This window comes from Flavobacterium denitrificans DSM 15936, assembly GCF_000425445.1.
GTDB classification, from domain to species: domain Bacteria; phylum Bacteroidota; class Bacteroidia; order Flavobacteriales; family Flavobacteriaceae; genus Flavobacterium; species Flavobacterium denitrificans.
Map to the genome: position 1 here is coordinate 25,272 of NZ_KE384377.1, position 17,779 is coordinate 43,050.

The 17,779-nt window shown below is 34.3% G+C and carries 16 protein-coding genes; 7 read left to right on the top strand and 9 right to left on the bottom strand.

Annotation, left to right across the window (positions count from 1 at the left end; translation table 11 throughout):
• Positions 1-326: 326 nt before the first annotated feature.
• Entirely contained in the window at positions 327-1,238 is a 912-nt protein-coding gene (nusB, locus tag H600_RS0111880) for a transcription antitermination factor NusB (protein WP_026728983.1), read from the top strand.
• Positions 1,239-1,287: 49 nt separating this feature from the next.
• Positions 1,288-1,563, top strand: coding sequence for a preprotein translocase subunit YajC (yajC, locus tag H600_RS0111885; RefSeq protein ID WP_026728984.1), 276 nt, complete (start codon positions 1,288-1,290; stop codon positions 1,561-1,563).
• Between the two features lie 313 nt (positions 1,564-1,876).
• On the opposite strand, the gene H600_RS0111890 is transcribed toward yajC, so the two are convergent.
• The 5 genes from H600_RS0111890 to H600_RS0111915 all read right to left on the bottom strand — a co-directional run bounded on the left by H600_RS0111890 (position 1,877) and on the right by H600_RS0111915 (position 7,402).
• Positions 1,877-2,464 carry a YdeI/OmpD-associated family protein gene (locus H600_RS0111890; protein ID WP_084157383.1) on the bottom strand — a complete coding sequence of 196 codons (588 nt, stop codon included), beginning with the start codon at positions 2,462-2,464 and terminating at the stop codon, positions 1,877-1,879.
• Positions 2,465-3,742: a peptidase T gene (gene pepT / locus H600_RS0111895; protein WP_026728986.1), complete on the bottom strand. Its 1,278-nt coding sequence runs from the start codon at positions 3,740-3,742 to the stop codon at positions 2,465-2,467.
• Positions 3,743-3,862: 120 nt separating this feature from the next.
• Complete coding sequence (locus H600_RS0111905) at positions 3,863-5,002, bottom strand: formylglycine-generating enzyme family protein (RefSeq protein WP_026728987.1); 1,140 nt, start codon at positions 5,000-5,002, stop codon at positions 3,863-3,865.
• Positions 5,003-5,106: 104 nt separating this feature from the next.
• Positions 5,107-6,102, bottom strand: coding sequence for a DUF6515 family protein (locus tag H600_RS0111910; RefSeq protein ID WP_026728988.1), 996 nt, complete (start codon positions 6,100-6,102; stop codon positions 5,107-5,109).
• Positions 6,103-6,181: 79 nt separating this feature from the next.
• Positions 6,182-7,402: an OprO/OprP family phosphate-selective porin gene (locus tag H600_RS0111915; RefSeq protein ID WP_026728989.1), complete on the bottom strand. Its 1,221-nt coding sequence runs from the start codon at positions 7,400-7,402 to the stop codon at positions 6,182-6,184.
• 306 nt (positions 7,403-7,708) lie between these two features.
• Between H600_RS0111915 and H600_RS0111925 the strand changes: the two genes are divergently transcribed.
• Positions 7,709-8,743 (top strand): quinone-dependent dihydroorotate dehydrogenase, encoded by a 1,035-nt coding sequence (locus H600_RS0111925; protein ID WP_026728991.1) that lies wholly within the window; start codon positions 7,709-7,711, stop codon positions 8,741-8,743.
• Here the strand turns inward: H600_RS0111925 and H600_RS0111930 are convergent.
• Together H600_RS0111930 and H600_RS0111935 are read right to left on the bottom strand one after the other, a co-directional pair.
• A complete protein-coding gene (locus H600_RS0111930) occupies positions 8,729-9,445 on the bottom strand; it encodes a DUF3307 domain-containing protein (RefSeq protein WP_026728992.1) in 717 nt (238 codons plus the stop codon). The two genes, H600_RS0111925 and H600_RS0111930, sit on opposite strands and share 15 nt — an antisense overlap.
• Entirely contained in the window at positions 9,442-10,053 is a 612-nt protein-coding gene (locus H600_RS0111935; RefSeq protein WP_026728993.1) for a hypothetical protein, read from the bottom strand. Before H600_RS0111935 ends, H600_RS0111930 begins: the two co-directional genes overlap by 4 nt.
• Before the next feature lie 432 nt (positions 10,054-10,485).
• Here H600_RS0111935 and H600_RS0111940 point away from each other — a divergent pair, with 432 nt between their 5' ends.
• The 4 genes from H600_RS0111940 to guaB all read left to right on the top strand — a co-directional run bounded on the left by H600_RS0111940 (position 10,486) and on the right by guaB (position 15,140).
• Positions 10,486-11,352: a beta/alpha barrel domain-containing protein gene (locus H600_RS0111940; protein WP_026728994.1), complete on the top strand. Its 867-nt coding sequence runs from the start codon at positions 10,486-10,488 to the stop codon at positions 11,350-11,352.
• A gap of 79 nt (positions 11,353-11,431) precedes the next feature.
• Complete coding sequence (locus tag H600_RS0111945; RefSeq protein WP_026728995.1) at positions 11,432-11,989, top strand: hypothetical protein; 558 nt, start codon at positions 11,432-11,434, stop codon at positions 11,987-11,989.
• Positions 11,986-13,386 (top strand): DUF5723 family protein, encoded by a 1,401-nt coding sequence (locus H600_RS0111950; protein WP_026728996.1) that lies wholly within the window; start codon positions 11,986-11,988, stop codon positions 13,384-13,386. The genes H600_RS0111945 and H600_RS0111950 overlap by 4 nt, the downstream gene beginning before the upstream one ends.
• A 281-nt stretch (positions 13,387-13,667) precedes the next feature.
• Positions 13,668-15,140 carry an IMP dehydrogenase gene (gene guaB, locus H600_RS0111955; RefSeq protein WP_026728997.1) on the top strand — a complete coding sequence of 491 codons (1,473 nt, stop codon included), beginning with the start codon at positions 13,668-13,670 and terminating at the stop codon, positions 15,138-15,140.
• Positions 15,141-15,392: 252 nt separating this feature from the next.
• Here the strand turns inward: guaB and H600_RS0111960 are convergent, their stop codons facing one another.
• Both H600_RS0111960 and H600_RS0111965 read right to left on the bottom strand, forming a co-directional pair.
• Positions 15,393-16,532 (bottom strand): FAD-dependent oxidoreductase, encoded by a 1,140-nt coding sequence (locus H600_RS0111960; RefSeq protein WP_026728998.1) that lies wholly within the window; start codon positions 16,530-16,532, stop codon positions 15,393-15,395.
• Positions 16,533-16,740: 208 nt separating this feature from the next.
• A complete protein-coding gene (locus H600_RS0111965; protein WP_026728999.1) occupies positions 16,741-17,625 on the bottom strand; it encodes a L,D-transpeptidase in 885 nt (294 codons plus the stop codon).
• Between the last annotated feature and the right edge of the window lie 154 nt (positions 17,626-17,779).

Consider the following 17,779-nt stretch of genomic DNA (forward strand, 5'->3'; position numbering starts at 1 on the left):
TTTTTTAGTTTTCAGTCGCAGTATTCGGTCACAGTTTCTAGTTTTATTGGGATAGTAGACTGAGATTAAGACTAAGACTAAGACTAAGACTAAGACTAAGACTAAGACTAAGACTAAAGACTAAAGACTAAGACTAAAGACTGAATACTCAATACTGAGACTGAATACTGCGACTAAATTTTTGAATTAAACTGAAAACTGCGACTGAAAACCGCGACTTTTTTACGAATTAATTTTAATATAAGGATTGAAATTCCTAATTTTGCAGACTAATTTTTAAAAGTTCTTACAAGGTGGTAAATAGAAGACACATACGCGTTAAAGTAATGCAATCCATTTATGCAATGCATCAAAGCGGTTCTGATAATATGGAAAAAGAAGAAAAATTTCTTTTTTACAGCATAGATAATATTCAGGACTTATATCTTATAATGCTTTCTTCATTGATTGAAATTTGCAAAAAAGAATCAGTATTCCTGCATTTATCAAGCAAAAAACACCTTGCAACTGCAGCAGAACGTAATCCGAATGAAAAATTTATCAAGAACAAAATTTTTCAACTTCTTGCCGAAAGCAATTCGCTTAGTATAGCTTTAGAAACTCGTAAAATCAACAATTGGTCTTTAAACGATGATTATATCATTTTGCTTTTAAATGATGTTAAAGCTAGCGATATTTACAAAAATTACATGAAGAACAATGTGAATACATTTGAAGAAGACAGACAATTTATTATTGATTTGTTTGAAAATGTTATTGTTCCAAATGAAAAATTATACGAATATCTGGAAGATGATAAATTAACTTGGGTTGATGATATTCCTGTGGTAAACACTCATATTGTTAAGCAATTAAAAGCAATCAAAACAGAAGATCCAGATGCTTTCAGAGTTCCGAAATTGTATAAAGATGTTGAAGACAAGGATTTTGCAAAAGACTTGTTCAGACGTACAGTTTTGAATGAAGCTGTTTTGGCAAAAGAATATGATGACAAAACGCCAAACTGGGACAGCGAACGTATTGCAGAAATTGATACGATTATTTTAAAAATGGCAATTTGCGAATTTTTAAAATTCCCATCAATTCCTGTAAAAGTAACTCTTAACGAATATTTAGAAATTGCAAAAGAATATTCTACACCAAAAAGCAGTATTTTTATCAACGGAATTTTAGATAATCTTGTAAAAGAGCTTGAAGCCAATAAAAAAATGGTTAAAGTGGGAAGAGGATTGATGTAATATTTCGAATACATTCAAAAAAATAATATTAATAACAAAAACAATAACTATGCAAGATTTATTAAAATTTGCTCCCTATTTATTAATGTTTGTGGTGCTTTATTTCTTTATGATCAGACCACAGCAGAAAAGAGTAAAAAATGAAAAAGAATTTGAAAGTGGCCTTAAAGTAGGTGATAAGATAGTAACAAAAAGTGGTTTCCACGGTAAAATTGCTGAATTAGCAGAAACTACTGTTGTTATTGAAACAATGTCTGGAAAATTAAAATTAGAGCGTTCAGCTATTTCTTTGGAAATGACCGCTGCATTGAACAAAAAAGCTTAATTTTTTAAATTAAAATATTTTAAATCCCAAATTCCAAAAGGAGTTTGGGATTTTTTTGTTTTGATAATTTTGGCAAAGATTTAAAAGTGATCGTATAGAAAAACATAGCCCGTGGTTTCAACCACGGGAAACGTTATGGATTAAACATAATCCTAATATTGTGCTCTCGTGGTTGAAACCACGAACTATGTTTAAGGTTATATTGCATTTTTCTTTACAAAAAAAACCTTTGTCAAAGTTTAAAACTTTGACAAAGGTCTATGTTTTTAATTGGAATTTGGTCCCGATAGCTATCGGGATGAATTTCTAGAACTTACCTGTATTTATCATTCAATCCAACATTTGCCAAAATCATCGGAAGCACTTTTTCGATTCGCGAGATTTTGGTTTTTTCTTGTTTAGCCGTTTCAATGTATTCCAAGAACTCATATTGCTTATAAGGAGAAAACTTCTCAAAAGCTTCTTTTAAAGCTGGATTCTGAGTCATTTCTTTGTTCAAAAGTTCAGACACAATGGCTTCTTTTTTAGAAGGTTTTATAACTTTTCCCTGTTTTTCGTTTTCGATGGCTTCTTTTATGTATTCCAAAATGACTGTTTCGTCTATTTCTTCTTTTGAAGAAAATCGCCATTGTCTCAAAGATTTTGTTACTTCTTCCTGAGCGTTTATGAGTTTCTTTTTTTCGTCTTTTAAGAAAACGCCATTAAAAAACCATAAGGCAAAATAATCTTTAAATCCTCCAATTCCAACGACGTTTTTTTTGTCATAAACATACACACAACCTCCCCATTTTGTGGTTTCAGTCAGTTCTGTTTTGTCAATAATGGCTTTAAGGAGAATCAATTCTTCTTCCCATTGTCCGCCATATTTCCACATGCCTTTATTTTCAGATTTCGTTTCCAATTATTTTCTTTTTTTAGAATTTTCAGATTGGTCAAAAATCCCTGGAATTGCAGTTAGCTCAGCAATTTTTACAATTACATCAGTAGCTTTTTGAATGCTTTCTGCAGGAACATATTCATATTTTCCGTGGAAATTATGTCCTCCAGCAAAAATATTCGGACAAGGCAATCCCATAAAGGATAATTGCGATCCGTCAGTTCCGCCACGAATAGGTTTGATGATCGGTTTTATGTTTAATTCTCTCATTGCTTTTTCTGCAATATCAACAATATATTTTACAGGCAAAACCTTTTCTTTCATATTGTAATATTGATCTTTTACAACTGGAATTACAATATCTTCACCGAATTTTTTGGCATATTTTTTATTGAAGTTTTTTGCAATTTTGAAAATAAGCTCTTTTCGTTTTTCGAATTTCTTTTTGTTGTGATCACGAATAATCAGTTCCAAAACAGTTTCTTCAATATTTCCTTTTATATGATGAACGTGAAAAAATCCTTCATAGCCTTTAGTTTCCTGAGGTGTTTCTCCTGCAGGAAGTTCGTTGATAAATTCGTTTGCCAAAAGCATTGAATTGATCATTTTTCCTTTAGCATAACCCGGATGAACACTTTTTCCTTTGAAAGTAATCTTAGCTCCAGCGGCATTGAAATTTTCGTATTCTAGTTCGCCAATTTGACTTCCATCCATTGTATAAGCCCATTGTGCACCAAATTTTTCAACATCAAAATGATGCGCACCACGACCAATTTCTTCGTCTGGAGTAAACCCAATTCTGATTTTTCCATGTTTGATTTCTGGATGCTGAATTAGATATTCCATTGCTGAAACGATTTCGGTAATTCCAGCTTTATCATCGGCGCCTAACAAAGTTGTTCCATCGGTTGTAATGATGGTTTGGCCTTTATATAATAATAGGTCTTTGAAATAATTTGGAGATAAAATGATGTTTTTTTCTGTATTCAGAACAATATCTTTTCCGTCGTAATTTTCAACAATCTGTGGTTTTACATTCGCTCCGCTAAAATCTGGCGATGTATCAAAATGAGAAACAAAACCAATTGTAGGAACTTCATGCTCAACATTGCTAGGCAAAGTGGCCATGATATAAGCTTTATCGTCAATTGTAACCTCTTGCATTCCAATGGATTTCAGTTCTTCGACTAATTTATTGGCAAGATTCCATTGCTTTTCTGTACTTGGAGTTGTTTGTGAATTTGGATCCGATTCGGTATCAATTGTTACATAACTGATAAAACGATCTATGATATGTTGCATTTTTTTGTTTTTTTAGCAAATATAAAAATTTTTCAATGGTATGATTTTAAAATTTTATTTGCAGTTGAGGAATAAAAAAAGGGATTCATAAATTTTATAAATCCCTTTTTAATATTGTTGTTATTTGCTTTTTACGCATCTAAAACCAAGATGATTCGCTGCAGATCGGATTTCGCCTTTTCCTCGAGTTCCGACCATATAGCGGGTGCAATACTGATCTGTGCACAAAAATGATCCGCCTCGATGGACTTTTTTGATTTGAGTTGGATCTTGAGGATCATTGTAAGCATCAGGCCCTTGAGGATTTTTGGTTATTCCTCCGTTTTCAGCAAGAGTTTTGTAATAATCAACGCTGTACCAATCGTTCACCCATTCCCAAACATTTCCTGCCATATCATATAAGCCGTATCCATTTGGAGCATATTGTGCGGTTGGCGCAATTCCTTTAAAACCGTCCTCGCCTGTATCGCCATCTTTAATAGGGAAATGCCCTTGATAAATATTCGCTTGGAATTTTCCGTTAGGTTTCAATGAATTTCCCCAAGCATAAAGGTTTCCGGTTTTTCCACCTCTAGCGGCAAATTCCCATTCCGCTTCAGTTGGAAGTCTTTTTCCGGCCCATTTTGCATAAGCTTCGGCATCTTCGTAAGCGATATGCACAACAGGATATTTTTCTCTTCCTTTTATAGAGCTTTGCGGTCCTTCAGGATGTCTCCAATCTGTATTGGGTTCGTAACGCCACCATTGAAGGAAATTATTCAAATTTACGGCACTTGGAGTTGGAGTGAAAATTACTGATCCAGTTACTAAATCCTCTTCATTAGCAGTTGGAAATTCCTCTTTTGTTGGTTTTTGTTCTGCTACTGTAATATATCCTGTTGCTTTTACAAACTTTTCATATTCTTCGTTTGTCACCTCAGTTTGATCCATATAATAACCATCAACATACACACGGTGAATAGGAGCGGCGTCTTTTGTAACACCTTTTATGCTACATAAGCTTTCATCTTCAACATTTGATCCCATTGAAAATTCGCCACCCGGAATCCAGACCATTCCTTTTGGTGCTTTTCCAGCAGGTTTGTTTTTGTTCTCAATAGTTGGCTTAAATGCAGATGCTTCTGTGGTATTTGGAGTTTCTGCACAAGCCATTGCTTCTGTTTTTTCTTTATTTGGAACAACTATTTTGGTGTATCCATAAGCAATTGAAATAATTGAAATAGTCAGCAATGCAAATATCCAATAGGTTTTATTTTTCATTATAATAGTTTTTAATATATAGTGGTTGTTAATTGGATGATAAAATTATAAAATAAGATTATAATAGTCTATTTATTTTATAGAATTTATAGATTATTTTATTTTTAGCCTTCTTTTTCAACCGAAACAACTTCATATTTATTTTTACCATCAATTTGTACGGGTTGATAGTAAGTCTCACCAAATTTCACATACTTTGCGTCTCCAATTGTTACTTCTTCACCACCTTCCGGTAAATTCTCTACAATTGTGCCGGCAGTTGGTGCGACAACAGTATATTTACCTCCGTCTTTTTCATAGTAAGTTCCTCCGTAATAGTAATTGTTTACAGTTCCTGTATTGACGGTTTCTGCTCCGCTAGGAATATTGTTTACAGTGCCTCCAACTGGAGCGGTAACAGCTGTATAGCCTCCGCTTGTAGAGGTGTACCAAACTCCTTGATCATAATGATATTTTTGGTTTTCGACTGAAACAATTATTGCTGTAGTTGCCAATGTTGCTACAAAAAATCCCCATGGATGCCAAACGGGCCCCCAATAAAAAGGTACATAAGGGCGTGGGAAATAAGGATGATAACAATTGTATCTGTAGCCGCCATATACATATGGAGGACGAACATAAGGTCTTACGCCTGGACGTACTACCGTGTTACGATTGTTGCGAACATGTACACTGTTGTTGACATTGATATTAACATTGTTTCTGTTTCTGTTTACTGTATTGCCACTGATATTAGTATTTCTGTTGCCAGAATTATTAATCCGGTTAGTGTTGTTGTTTCTGTTGTTTACAGTTCCATTATTGCGGATATTGTTATTATGTGTCGAAGGATTAATTCTCGTACCACCATTATTAGCGCCCGGTCTTGTAGTATGGGAAGGTCTATTTACAGTAGGTCTCGATTGTGTTGCAGGTCTTGCTTCTCTGGCAGGTCTTGCTTGTCTAGTTGCACCGCCACCGTGAAAACCTCCTCCTCCTCCACCTGCTCCATGAAAACCGCCACGGCCACGCTGTGCAAAACTGTCAAACGAAATCAAAAAAAGTGATCCAGCAAAACATAGTATTGCTGTTTTTCTAATTGCTGTTGTTATATTTTTCATTTTCAGAGTTTTATTTTTATAAAGTTATTAAAAAAAAGATTTTCCCTGTAAAATTTAACTAATGAATTAAGGCTTTTCTTTACAAGGATATATCCCATTGAATCCTAAATCGCCATCCTTGTTCCAAAGGCAGTGTCTTGTCCTGAAAACTAAAATAACTTACCTCTGAAGTCAATTTGTTTTTATGTCCTTTAAAAAACCAGTTGAATGCAATAGTTGTTTCTTCTTGTCTATTTTCTCTAATCGAATTATCAGGTCTATAAGCGGCATGACGTCCTGCCATTTCTAAATGTTGTGGCCACCAGTCAAATGCGTTATGAAAAAAGTAGCCTGCTTGAACATAGTATCCTTTCATAATAGTGGCATCGTCATTATTGATTTTGTCAATGATTTCTTTGTTGTGCAATTCGCTCTGCCATGAAAATCCACGATACATAAAAGCGGTTTCAAAGTTCCATTGGTTGACTCTGTATTGTCCAGGAAGTCCATTTTCAAATCCGTCTAAAGAGCCTCCACCAGCTTGTGAAAAGCGGGTGTAAGGGCTTCGGTTAGTTACGGCTGAAAATGCTATAATCGGCGTTAGCTTTTCGTGAAATTCCAAATCACAGCCTTCAAATTCAAGAGATCTTCCTAAGAAGTTCCATTGTGCTCTTCCAAAATACATTAAATGATTATCGTCGTTGGAAGTGCTTCCTCGCCCGGTTCCTGTTAGGGCTGCTGCCCAATAATTAAAATCGGCAATCCCGGCTCCTTTTAAATGACCGTAAACTTCAACTCCTAATTGTCTGTCGACCGTAAAAGGTCGGTTAATTAAGGATCGATCTACCATTTGTTGTTCACCGCTGCTAATAAAACGTTCACGAGTAAATTCTGTCTTCCATTGTCCAACTTTAAAACTCAACCAATCCCATTTTTCAATCATAATTCTGAAATCCAATAAATTGGACTGGCTTAATTCATATTCCCAATAATACTTAAGCCAAGGTTCAAAAGCGTGACCGCCGACTTTTAATCTGGCACGATTTATTTTGAAAGTTGTTTTAGCATCTTGGCTATAATCATCATAAGTCAAAGGGTCTGTGTCATTTGGTGTTGAAAAGCGGAACTGCAGGCGGCTTGCCAATTGAAATAAGAATTTTTTGTCTCGGGTTTCCAATTCAATTCCTTTACTGCCATAGCGGACATTCATTAATTTGGTGGTGTCTTTTTCTTGCTGCGCGCGACTTTTTAGGCTAATTAATATTAGCAAGAAAAAAAAAATGCTTCTATAGATGTTCAATGTTTTGTTTGTATTCTGCATGCGCTCAATAAATTTGTGAAAAAAGATCATTTAATGCAATTTGAACTTAAGCAACTCAAATTTAGAGAATATATAGTTTAAACATTTTGTTCAGAGATGAGAACATGTTTCATTTTATAATTTGCAACATCAAAAAAGAAGTTTTTTATATGTTTGAAACGAAAACGAGAAGTTTTAATTTTAAAATCTTTTGAACAGATTTTGAAGAATCGAACAAAATTGAAAGTATTTGTTTTTGCAAAAAAAAGCACCTTTTTCAACTATAATATTTAAATTTGCAACCGAAAACAACACAACAAAATTCTTATGTATAAATTGATAATCCGTCCGATACTTTTTTGGTTTGATCCTGAAGAAGTGCATTACTTTACTTTTTCATTCGTTAAATTCATTTCAAAAATTCCGGGAGTTTCATCAATTATAAGAGCGATCTATGAGGTAAAAGATGCTCGATTAGAAAGGGAAGTTTTTGGAATCAAATTCAAAAATCCAGTTGGACTAGCAGCAGGTTTTGACAAAGATGCCAAGTTGTATAAAGAACTTGGAGATTTTGGTTTTGGTTTTATTGAAATTGGAACTGTGACTCCGGTTGGTCAAGAAGGAAATCCTAAAAAACGTCTATTTCGCTTAAAAGAAGATCAGGCGATTATTAACCGAATGGGATTTAACAATGGCGGTGTTCTAGAAGCTGTTGAACGTTTAAAGAAAAATTCAGGCGTTTTAATTGGAGGAAATATCGGGAAAAACAAAGTGACAGACAATGATGATGCGGTTAAAGACTATATCATTTGCTTTGACACCTTGTTTGATCATGTTGATTATTTTGTAGTGAATGTGAGTTCACCAAATACGCCAAATTTAAGAGCGCTTCAAGATAAAGAACCTTTAACGGCTTTATTGCAGACCTTGCAAGATAGAAACGTTGAAAAGCAAAAAACAAGCACTCAAAAAGTAAAACCAATTCTTTTAAAAATTGCTCCAGACTTAACAGACGAGCAATTATTAGATATTATAGATATTGTAAAAACGACTCAAATTGCGGGTGTAATTGCTACAAATACTACTATTTCTAGAGAAGGTCTGCAATCTGCAAATCAATCTGAAACTGGAGGTTTATCAGGAAAACCATTGACGAAACGTTCTACAGAAGTGATTCGTTTTCTTTCGGAAAAAAGCAATAAAGCATTCCCAATTATTGGAGTAGGAGGAATTCATTCTGCCAATGATGCAATCGAAAAACTAAATGCAGGTGCAAGTTTGGTGCAATTGTATACGGGCTTTATTTATGAAGGTCCAGCGCTGATAAAAGCAATCAACAAAAGAGTTTTAGGACAATCGTAAAAGAAGTGCCTGGATGATAAGTCCAGAAACGATTGCAATCCCGAAACTGATTAAAGTTCCTATCATTACATATTCAGTAAGTTTTCTGTCTTTGGCTTCTTTTAGATCTCCGAATCTAAAAATAGATTTTGCAGCCAATAGAAATCCTATTGCTTCAAAATGGCTTGTCAAAATAAAGCAGATTATTAATAAACGCTCTAAAATGCCAATGTAATTTCCTGCATTGGCAAGTGAATTATCTTGATGACTATTTTGACTTTCCGGACTCCAGATTGAAATAATAGTTTTGATGAAAATTGAGGTAGGTTTTGTTGCCAATAAAAAACCGGTAAGCAAAATCCAAAATTCATTATTCTGCCAAAAATAAATGATGTTTTTGTTTTCATAAAGAAGTACAACAGCAATTAAAATCAAAATATGTACGATTTGATCGACAACAAACCATGTGCGTTTTGTTTTGTTTTTTTGGAAATTCAGTTTGATCAAATCAATAATGCCGTGGGTTATAGCAATCAAAATAGCATAAGGGATAAAGTAGATTTCTCCAACGAGAATTGCTGCCAAAACTCCATGGAGGATAATATGAGCATATAAGTAAATGCTTTTATGTTTTTTTATTTCTTTGTCAGCAACCCATGAATTAGGTTGCCAGATAAAATCGCCTAATAAATGTGCTAAAAGAAGTTTTACGAATAAAATCATGAGGCAAGTTGTTTTATTTGTGTTCTAAAATATCGATCTAAATTTAGGACTAAATCAAATTGCGCACGTTTTTGTCTTCGGCTCACAGCAGCTTGATTGATTCCTAATTTTTGTCCGAGTTCCTCCTGAGATAAACTTGGATTTTCAATTGCCAACGCAACAAACTCTGCTGATTGAACTAGCCAACTATCCATAAAAGTCAAGGCCAATTGCAACATCAAATTCATTTTTTCATCAAAGTTTGTATTGCCGGTTCGTATAGCCAGCGTTACTTTCTGTTTTTTTAAAGTCTCAAAAAGTTCTCCTGAATGTATAAAAGCTGAGCCATTGCTTTCGGAAATTCTTTCGGCACTATGCGTTTTATCTCCAAAACCAATACTCATGCGAGCATCCGATTTTATGGCACGTAAATGTGCTTTTACTAAAATAGCAGTCAATAAAGCTTCTTCGGGATTTTTGACTTCAATTTGAAATTCGTCCCCTCGGTAGACTTCCCACTGTTTTGGCGTGATGCCAAGTGGATTCAGAATTCTTTTTAAATCATCAACCCAATGATTTGATTTCTGCTGTCTTGAACCAATAATATCACCTGTAATTACACTAGTCATAATCAAATATAATTAAAAAAATATAAACTTTCTATTACAAATATAAGGAATAAAATTTGTTATTACATTTTTTGGTAATATTTTTAATTATTACGTTTTTTGGTAATAAAATTTGTAATTCCAGTTTTGAGTAATAATCTGACGCACGTATTGTAGAGGCGCACAGCAGTGCGTCTTTCGTTTGGTATTTTACTATATTACGGATTCTCTTTGTGTAGACGCACTGCCGTGCGTCTCTACAATACGTTATGTGTAAAATTTTGCTTTAACAGATTGACCAATGTGTTTTCTGAAAAAAAAAAGTAACCTTCGCTTTTTCGAGTTCGGTTTAAATGAGCTTATATTCCTTATATGGTTTTAAAAAAAACAGAAAGACATAATTTTTATTTCTTTAAAAAAGAAACTAACTTAGCCTTTACAAAAGAAAAAGTTTTGAATAAAGAAATCAAGATTATCGAATGTCCGCGAGATGCAATGCAAGGCATCAAGGACTTTATTCCAACAAAAAATAAGGTTACTTATATTCAGGCATTGCTTCGAGTAGGTTTTGATACTATTGATTTTGGAAGTTTTGTTTCTCCAAAAGCAATTCCGCAAATGCAGGATACAGCCGAAGTTTTAGCGCAACTAGATCTTTCGCAGACTTCAAGTAAATTGCTTTCTATCATTGCTAATACGCAAGGAGCAGCTTTAGCATCAGAATTTGAGTCAATTCAATATTTGGGGTTTCCTTTTTCTATTTCGGAGAATTTTCAGATGCGTAATACTCATAAAACGATTGCTGAATCCTTGATCACTTTAGAAGAAATTCTTGAAATTGGTGATAAAAAGAATAAAGAAGTGGTAACGTATCTCTCAATGGGTTTTGGAAATCCTTACGGAGATCCTTGGAATGTTGAAATAGTAGGTGAATGGACTGAAAAATTAGCTGGAATGGGCGTAAAAATTCTTTCACTTTCCGATACCGTAGGAAGTTCAACGCCAGATGTCATTACCTATTTATTTTCAAATTTAATTCCTAAATATCCACATATTGAATTTGGAGCACATTTGCATACCACTCCAGACAGTTGGTTCGAAAAAATTGATGCGGCGGCAAAAGCGGGCTGTACACGTTTTGATGGCGCAATTCAAGGTTTTGGAGGCTGTCCGATGGCAACTGATAAACTGACAGGAAACATGCCTACAGAAAAATTAGTTTCGTATTTTACCGCAAATAAGAAAATTACAGGCTTAAATTCGTTGAGTTTTGAAAGCGCTTATAATGAGGCTTCAAAATTATTTGGTAAGTTTCATTAAAAAAAATCTTATATTTACTTATCAAAGCAATAAAAGCAACAGTCCCCAGTTGTTACTATTATTTTAAATTCTTTCAATCATGAAATTGAATTGCATCAATAGTATAGTAAGGGTTTTTGCAGTAACGATTTTGTTTTTATCGTGCTCAAGTGATCTAGATTTTGATCAGGTACATGATTTAAAACTAGAACCAGTATATGTTGCCAATCTCGCTTATTTTGATATTCCAGCAAATGAGCTAATTGCCGACGGAGGAACCCAGATTGCTTATGATTCCAGTAATTTTGATGTTTTCAAAAAACAATTTCTCAGAGACTATTTGACAAAAGCTGCATTTGATGTAGAAATTGAAAACAATATCGAACGCGGTTTTGTAATAAACATGTTGCTTCTTAATTCAAAAAATGAAATTCTTACGACTTCATCTTATGCAGTGCCAGCTTATAAGGGAACTCCAAATAGTATTAAATATCCAACTGAAGTTTTTGAAAATCAAAGATTGGAGCTTTTAAAGCAAACTGAAAAAATAGGTTTTGTTGTCCTAATGAGCTCTGGAGTCCCGCTTGATGAAAACAGTTTAGGAAATATAAAGCTACGATCAAGTGCCACAACATATTTTGAAATCGAAGTAGAATGAGAGAGAAATATCTAATTCTAGCACTTTTCTTGCAGCTTTCTTGTTTTTCTCAAAATAAGGAAGTGTTATACAACTTTACGTCAATTCCGCAATCTTCATTGGTAAATCCCGGTGCTGATGTTTCTTATAAATATTACTTCGGATTTCCTGTATTGTCCGGTGTTTCGGCTAATTTAGGATCGAGCAGTTTTTCTGTTTATGATTTATTTGCAGACAATGGTGTTGATTTTAATGATAAAGTTAGGAGCATTGTAAATAAATCTTCTCGAAATGATAAAGTAGTTACGAATCAGCAATTGGAAATATTCTCAGGAGGTTTTAGGGTAGGAGGAAGAGAAAGCCGATCGTATATTTCTTTTGGTGTCTATCAGGAATTTGATTTTTTTATGTACATGCCGAAAGACTTGGCAATATTGGCTTTAGATGGAAATAAGGATTACATGGGGAAAGTTTTTAATCTAGGAGATCTTAATGTTAAAGCTGAGGTTCTTTCTGTTTTTCATGTCGGTTTTCATAAAAAAATGAATGACAAATTAGTGCTCGGCGCACGTGCCAAAATTTATTCCAGTGGTGCAAATGCAACTTCTGTTCATAATTCAGGTTCTATTTACACCGTACAAGAACTAGGAACTCCAAATCTATATACCCAAATTATTTCGTCTAATTTAGAGCTAAAAACTTCCGGACTTTCGACTTTTACAAAAGATGAATACGATGGTAATATAGCACGCGACATTGCAAATAATACCTTTTTCAACGGAAGTTTAGGTTTGGGATTAGATGCTGGAGTAACATATTATTTAAAAGAAAATCTTCAGGTTACAGCAAGTATTGTTGATCTCGGATTTGTAAATCAGTCCAAAGATATTGAAACACTTACTTATAAAGGCACTTATCAATATCAAGGAGCAAATCCAGATTTTACAAATCCAGATGATCCAGAAAATGTTTTTGATGAATTTAAGAAAGCAATTCCGCGAGACACATTATACAATAAGTACACCACTTGGCGACCTACAAAAATATATACTTCAGTAGAATATGCATTTGGGAAACATCGTTCAAATGATGATTGCAATTGCAAAGAACAAGTAAAGGAAAGATATCGGAATGCCGCCGGACTTCAGTTTTTTGCTATGACAGCTCCTAGAGAACCGCTCGTTGCTGTAACCGCTTTTTATAAACGAAATATTTTTGAAAAATTAGATCTAAAAGCGACTTACACAGTCGATACATTTTCCAGCACCAATATTGGTCTCGGGCTTTCGGGAACAATTTGGAAACTTAATATTTATGCGTTAGTAAATAATGTTTTAGAATATAAAGATATTTCAAAAGCAAGCAGTGCGGCATTTCAACTCGGTATAAATTTCGTTTTTCAAGATTCAGAAGATTAGATTTATTTTCAGAATAATCATTAAGAGCTATTTCCAGCTGTACATTTCAAGCACTCGAGCCAAAAAAACTTTTTTTCAAAGTTTAAAAAGAGCTTCCGTTGGTCGCTTTTTTAAACTAGAAAAAAATGTTTTTTGGCTTTTCGTGGCTTTCCATTTCCATCTGGGCTAGGCTATTCGGTTTTGTAAGGTGATTCGTGTAAAAGCAATTTTATGAATTACTTAGTATTCAAGTTAGCAATTTATTCACTATATTTGCACGCAATTCAACTAGAAATTGCACCATGATAGCACACAACTCCAAGATTATCGGCGAAGGTTTAACTTACGACGATGTATTATTAGTACCTAACTACTCGAATGTGCTTCCTCGCGAAGTGAGCATTAAATCAAAATTCTCAAGAAACATCACATTAAACGTTCCAATTGTATCTGCAGCTATGGATACAGTAACTGAAAGTGCAATGGCAATTGCTATGGCGCAAGAAGGAGGAATTGGTGTTTTACATAAAAATATGACTATCGAACAACAAGCAGGAAAAGTTCGAAAAGTGAAACGCGCTGAAGCTGGAATGATTATCGATCCAGTGACATTGCCAATGACTTCTACTATTGCAGATGCAAAAAATGCAATGAAAGAATTCGGAATCGGTGGTATTCCAATCGTTGACGAAAACAAAATCTTAAAGGGAATTGTAACTAATCGCGACTTGCGTTTCGAAAAAAATGGAACAAGACCAATTGCTGAGGTAATGACAAGCAAAAATCTTGTTACAGTTGCCGAAGGAACTTCGCTTGAACAAGCAGAAGTTGTTTTACAAGGACATAAAATTGAGAAATTACCTGTTGTAAATGCTAAAAACGAATTAGTAGGTTTAATTACCTTTAGAGATATTACAAAATTGACTCAAAAACCAATCGCTAACAAAGATTCTTTTGGTCGTTTGAGAGTTGCTGCTGCAATTGGAGTTACTGGAGATGCAGTTCAAAGAGCTGAAGCTTTGGTTGCTGCTGGTGTAGATGCAATTATTATCGATACAGCTCACGGACATACAGAAGGCGTGGTAAATGTATTGAAAGAAGTAAAATCAAAATTCCCTCAAATCGATGTAATTGTTGGAAACATTGCGACTCCAGAAGCGGCTAAATATTTAGTAGAAAATGGTGCTGATGGTGTAAAAGTCGGAATCGGACCTGGTTCTATCTGTACAACTCGTATCGTTGCTGGTGTTGGTTTTCCTCAATTTTCAGCAGTTTTAGAAGTAGCTGCCGCAATTAAAGGAACTGGAGTTCCCGTTATTGCAGATGGTGGAATTCGTTATACAGGAGATATCCCTAAAGCAATCGCTGCAGGTGCTGACTGTGTAATGTTGGGTTCATTATTAGCAGGAACAAAAGAATCTCCAGGAGAAACTATCATTTTTGAAGGAAGAAAATTCAAATCTTACCGCGGAATGGGATCTGTTGAAGCAATGCAAACAGGATCAAAAGATCGTTATTTCCAAGATGTTGAAGACGATGTTAAAAAATTAGTTCCAGAAGGAATCGTTGGACGTGTTCCTTACAAAGGCGAATTGAACGAAAGTATGCTTCAATTTATCGGAGGTCTTCGTGCTGGAATGGGTTACTGCGGATCAAAAGATATTCCTACTTTGCAAGAAACAGGACGTTTTGTGAGAATCACTTCAAGCGGAATCACTGAAAGCCACCCGCATAACGTAACTATTACAAAAGAAGCTCCAAATTATTCTAGATAATTTTTAGTTTTCACTATAGCAAAAAGAGCTGTCTCAAAAAGAGGGCTCTTTTTTTTTGTAAGCTTCGGAGAAGCAAAATGTGTATAGAAAAAATTTAGCTTTTGTAATATAAACCTCCGGCGGAGCGACATATTTTCTAAATATATTATGTCGCTCCGCTGGAGCTTTGTTTTATTTTTTTTATTGAAATTCTATAAATATTTTACCCCTCTGGGGTTTAATCTAATTTGTGACTAAACTATGAGATTTTTATTAAAATCGGCTATTCAAAATATCTTCAGCAGAAATATCAGAATGTAATAAATCTTCCATTTTTTTAGTCATTCTTTGTGCTTCTAAGGCATAGCCAAACATTTTTTGTTCGTAATCAGCAATTGCATCATCAATTGTTTCAAACTTTCCATTGGTAAGATTTTCTGTTAAATGAAAAGCATCGTATAATCCCATGTTCACGCCTTCGCCAGCAAACGGAGGCATTAAATGTGCGGCATCTCCAACTAATGTAATATTTGAATGCGATTTCCAAGATTCTTCTAAAGAAAATAATCTTAAAGGTAAACCCGAAAATTCAGTCGAAACCGCAAAGAATTTTTTATAATCATCGCTCCAATTTTTAAATTTTTCGTTTAAAAAAGAAATCACGGCTTTGTCATCTTCAAAATTGATTCCGTTATTCAGAATCCAATTTTCATCAGCTTTGAAAGAAACCCCAAAATGTACTGAACCGTCTCCCATTGTATGTGTGTAAAACATTTTTTGTTCTCCCATTGCCATAACATTTCCGTTTCCATATTTAGGTTTGAATTCTGGGAAATCGTGGTCTGGATTTACAATTTCGCCCTGAATAATATAAGTTCCTGAAAGTTGAGGTTCCTGATCACTCACAAATTTTCGAGCATTTGATCTTCCGCCGTTTGCAACAATAACAAAATCTGCTGTTGCAGTTTTACCGTTTTTGAATTCTAAAATGTATTGGTTTTCTGTTTTTCCTAGATTTGTCAACTGACTGTCCCAAACAACAGTATTTTCTTCAAGATTTTCGAGCATGATTTTACGAAGATCATTACGGTCGATTTCGGGTCGTGAATACGCATTGGTTTCGTCTGGCATTTCGTCAGAAGTGATATTTCCGTTCATATCTGCCATTTTCTCACCAGTCGGGCGTGCGTATTTATAAAAATCTTCCATAAGCCCAGCTTTTTGAATTGCATATTGACCAGAACCTGAATGTATGTCAAGTGTTCCTCCAGAAGTTCTAGCTTGAGCATTAACATCTCTTTCGTAAACCGTGACATCAGCACCATTTAGCTCTAAGATTCGAGCTGTTGTAAGTCCAACCGGACCACCGCCAATAATGGCAATTTTTTTATTTTCGATAAGTGAAGCTTTCATTTTTATGTAAAGAATTTGATTCGTTTGAAATATTTGCTTGAATATTGTCAAGCTGACATAATTCGAGCAAAGATAGAATAATAAATGAATGTTTATTCATTTATATAGAAAAACTTCTTGAAAAAAAACGAAGTAATTCAGAAAAGAATGCACTTAAAATAAAAAAGGTCGCAAAATTTGCGACCTTTTCTGTAAGAGAAATATATTTTTAAAGCGTTTCGGTTTGTTGTGCTTCTCTCAGTTTTTGATTTTCTAATATTTCTTGTAGAAATGGTTTGGTCTGGTTTTCAATTTCTGATTCTGAAATATTTAAAGCTTTTGCATCAGAAGCTAATTGAAGCCAAGGTTTTGGGTCATCAAAATTATAACTACCAAAAACCACAACTGGAGTTCCTTTTACTTTTACATTTTCTTTGTCTTTTAAGATCCATTCGTCTGCAAATTTGTAAAGATATTTAGCATCTTTTTCTTGAAGTCTTAAACAAGAATGCGAAGCCGGATATCCTGGTAATTCATATTCATGAAAACCAACTCCAAGTTTATTTTCGATGTTGAAATTCCATTTTAAATCCCACTCGTCGTTAAAAGTACTGGTTGTTTGTTCGGCTTTCCAATTGGTAAAAAACAATCCTGTTGGTGTAGGATCTTTTTTTCTTCCCATATTTGTTGGGCCTGTACGAACTAATTCGCCGTTTTCATAAGCACCAAAAGTTTGAGTAGGATAGGAGAATATGATAATTTTTGAAACCTCTTCTAAAGCAGAAACATGTAACGGAAACGGCATATAATAAACCAAATCACCACTAAAATCGGCTGGAATTACAACCGAATCCAGTTTCTTGAAATTCGCTTTATCCGTTCTGTTTAAAGCATAAACAAGACCCATTTTACTGCTGTCGGCTTCGTTCATTTTTAGCCATTCTTTTGTATTTTGAACTTGATATGAAATAGCAGAAGCCGGTTTTTTATATTCAATAACTTTTCTTTCTTTTTTATTTTCAGATAAATGTACGGTTTCGCTTTTCTTGCAAGAACCTAGTACAACCAACATCAATATCAATAGGGCATTTGCGGAGTAATATAACTTTTTCATAGCACGTATTTTTATGAAAGTAAAGTTATAAATAGGATAGGTCAAAGGCGTTACACAATTTTTTGAATTGGTTTCGGGATTTACATTTTGATATATATCAGTAGACCTGACAAGTTTTTAAAACCTATCAGGTCTACTTTGCAGCTATAAAAAG

Bases quoted from the DNA above. Each gene is read 5' to 3' on its own strand.
- H600_RS0111965 (WP_026728999.1), bottom strand. From the start codon at position 17,625: ATGAAAAAGTTATATTACTCCGCAAATGCCCTATTGATATTGATGTTG.
- H600_RS0111910 (WP_026728988.1), bottom strand. From the start codon at position 6,102: ATGAAAAATATAACAACAGCAATTAGAAAAACAGCAATACTATGTTTT.
- H600_RS0111915 (WP_026728989.1), bottom strand. From the start codon at position 7,402: ATGCAGAATACAAACAAAACATTGAACATCTATAGAAGCATTTTTTTT.
- guaB (WP_026728997.1), top strand. From the start codon at position 13,668: ATGATAGCACACAACTCCAAGATTATCGGCGAAGGTTTAACTTACGAC.
- H600_RS0111905 (WP_026728987.1), bottom strand. From the start codon at position 5,002: ATGAAAAATAAAACCTATTGGATATTTGCATTGCTGACTATTTCAATT.
- yajC (WP_026728984.1), top strand. From the start codon at position 1,288: ATGCAAGATTTATTAAAATTTGCTCCCTATTTATTAATGTTTGTGGTG.
- H600_RS0111935 (WP_026728993.1), bottom strand. From the start codon at position 10,053: ATGACTAGTGTAATTACAGGTGATATTATTGGTTCAAGACAGCAGAAA.
- H600_RS0111925 (WP_026728991.1), top strand. From the start codon at position 7,709: ATGTATAAATTGATAATCCGTCCGATACTTTTTTGGTTTGATCCTGAA.
- H600_RS0111945 (WP_026728995.1), top strand. From the start codon at position 11,432: ATGAAATTGAATTGCATCAATAGTATAGTAAGGGTTTTTGCAGTAACG.
- H600_RS0111930 (WP_026728992.1), bottom strand. From the start codon at position 9,445: ATGATTTTATTCGTAAAACTTCTTTTAGCACATTTATTAGGCGATTTT.
- H600_RS0111960 (WP_026728998.1), bottom strand. From the start codon at position 16,532: ATGAAAGCTTCACTTATCGAAAATAAAAAAATTGCCATTATTGGCGGT.
- pepT (WP_026728986.1), bottom strand. From the start codon at position 3,742: ATGCAACATATCATAGATCGTTTTATCAGTTATGTAACAATTGATACC.
- nusB (WP_026728983.1), top strand. From the start codon at position 327: ATGCAATCCATTTATGCAATGCATCAAAGCGGTTCTGATAATATGGAA.
- H600_RS0111950 (WP_026728996.1), top strand. From the start codon at position 11,986: ATGAGAGAGAAATATCTAATTCTAGCACTTTTCTTGCAGCTTTCTTGT.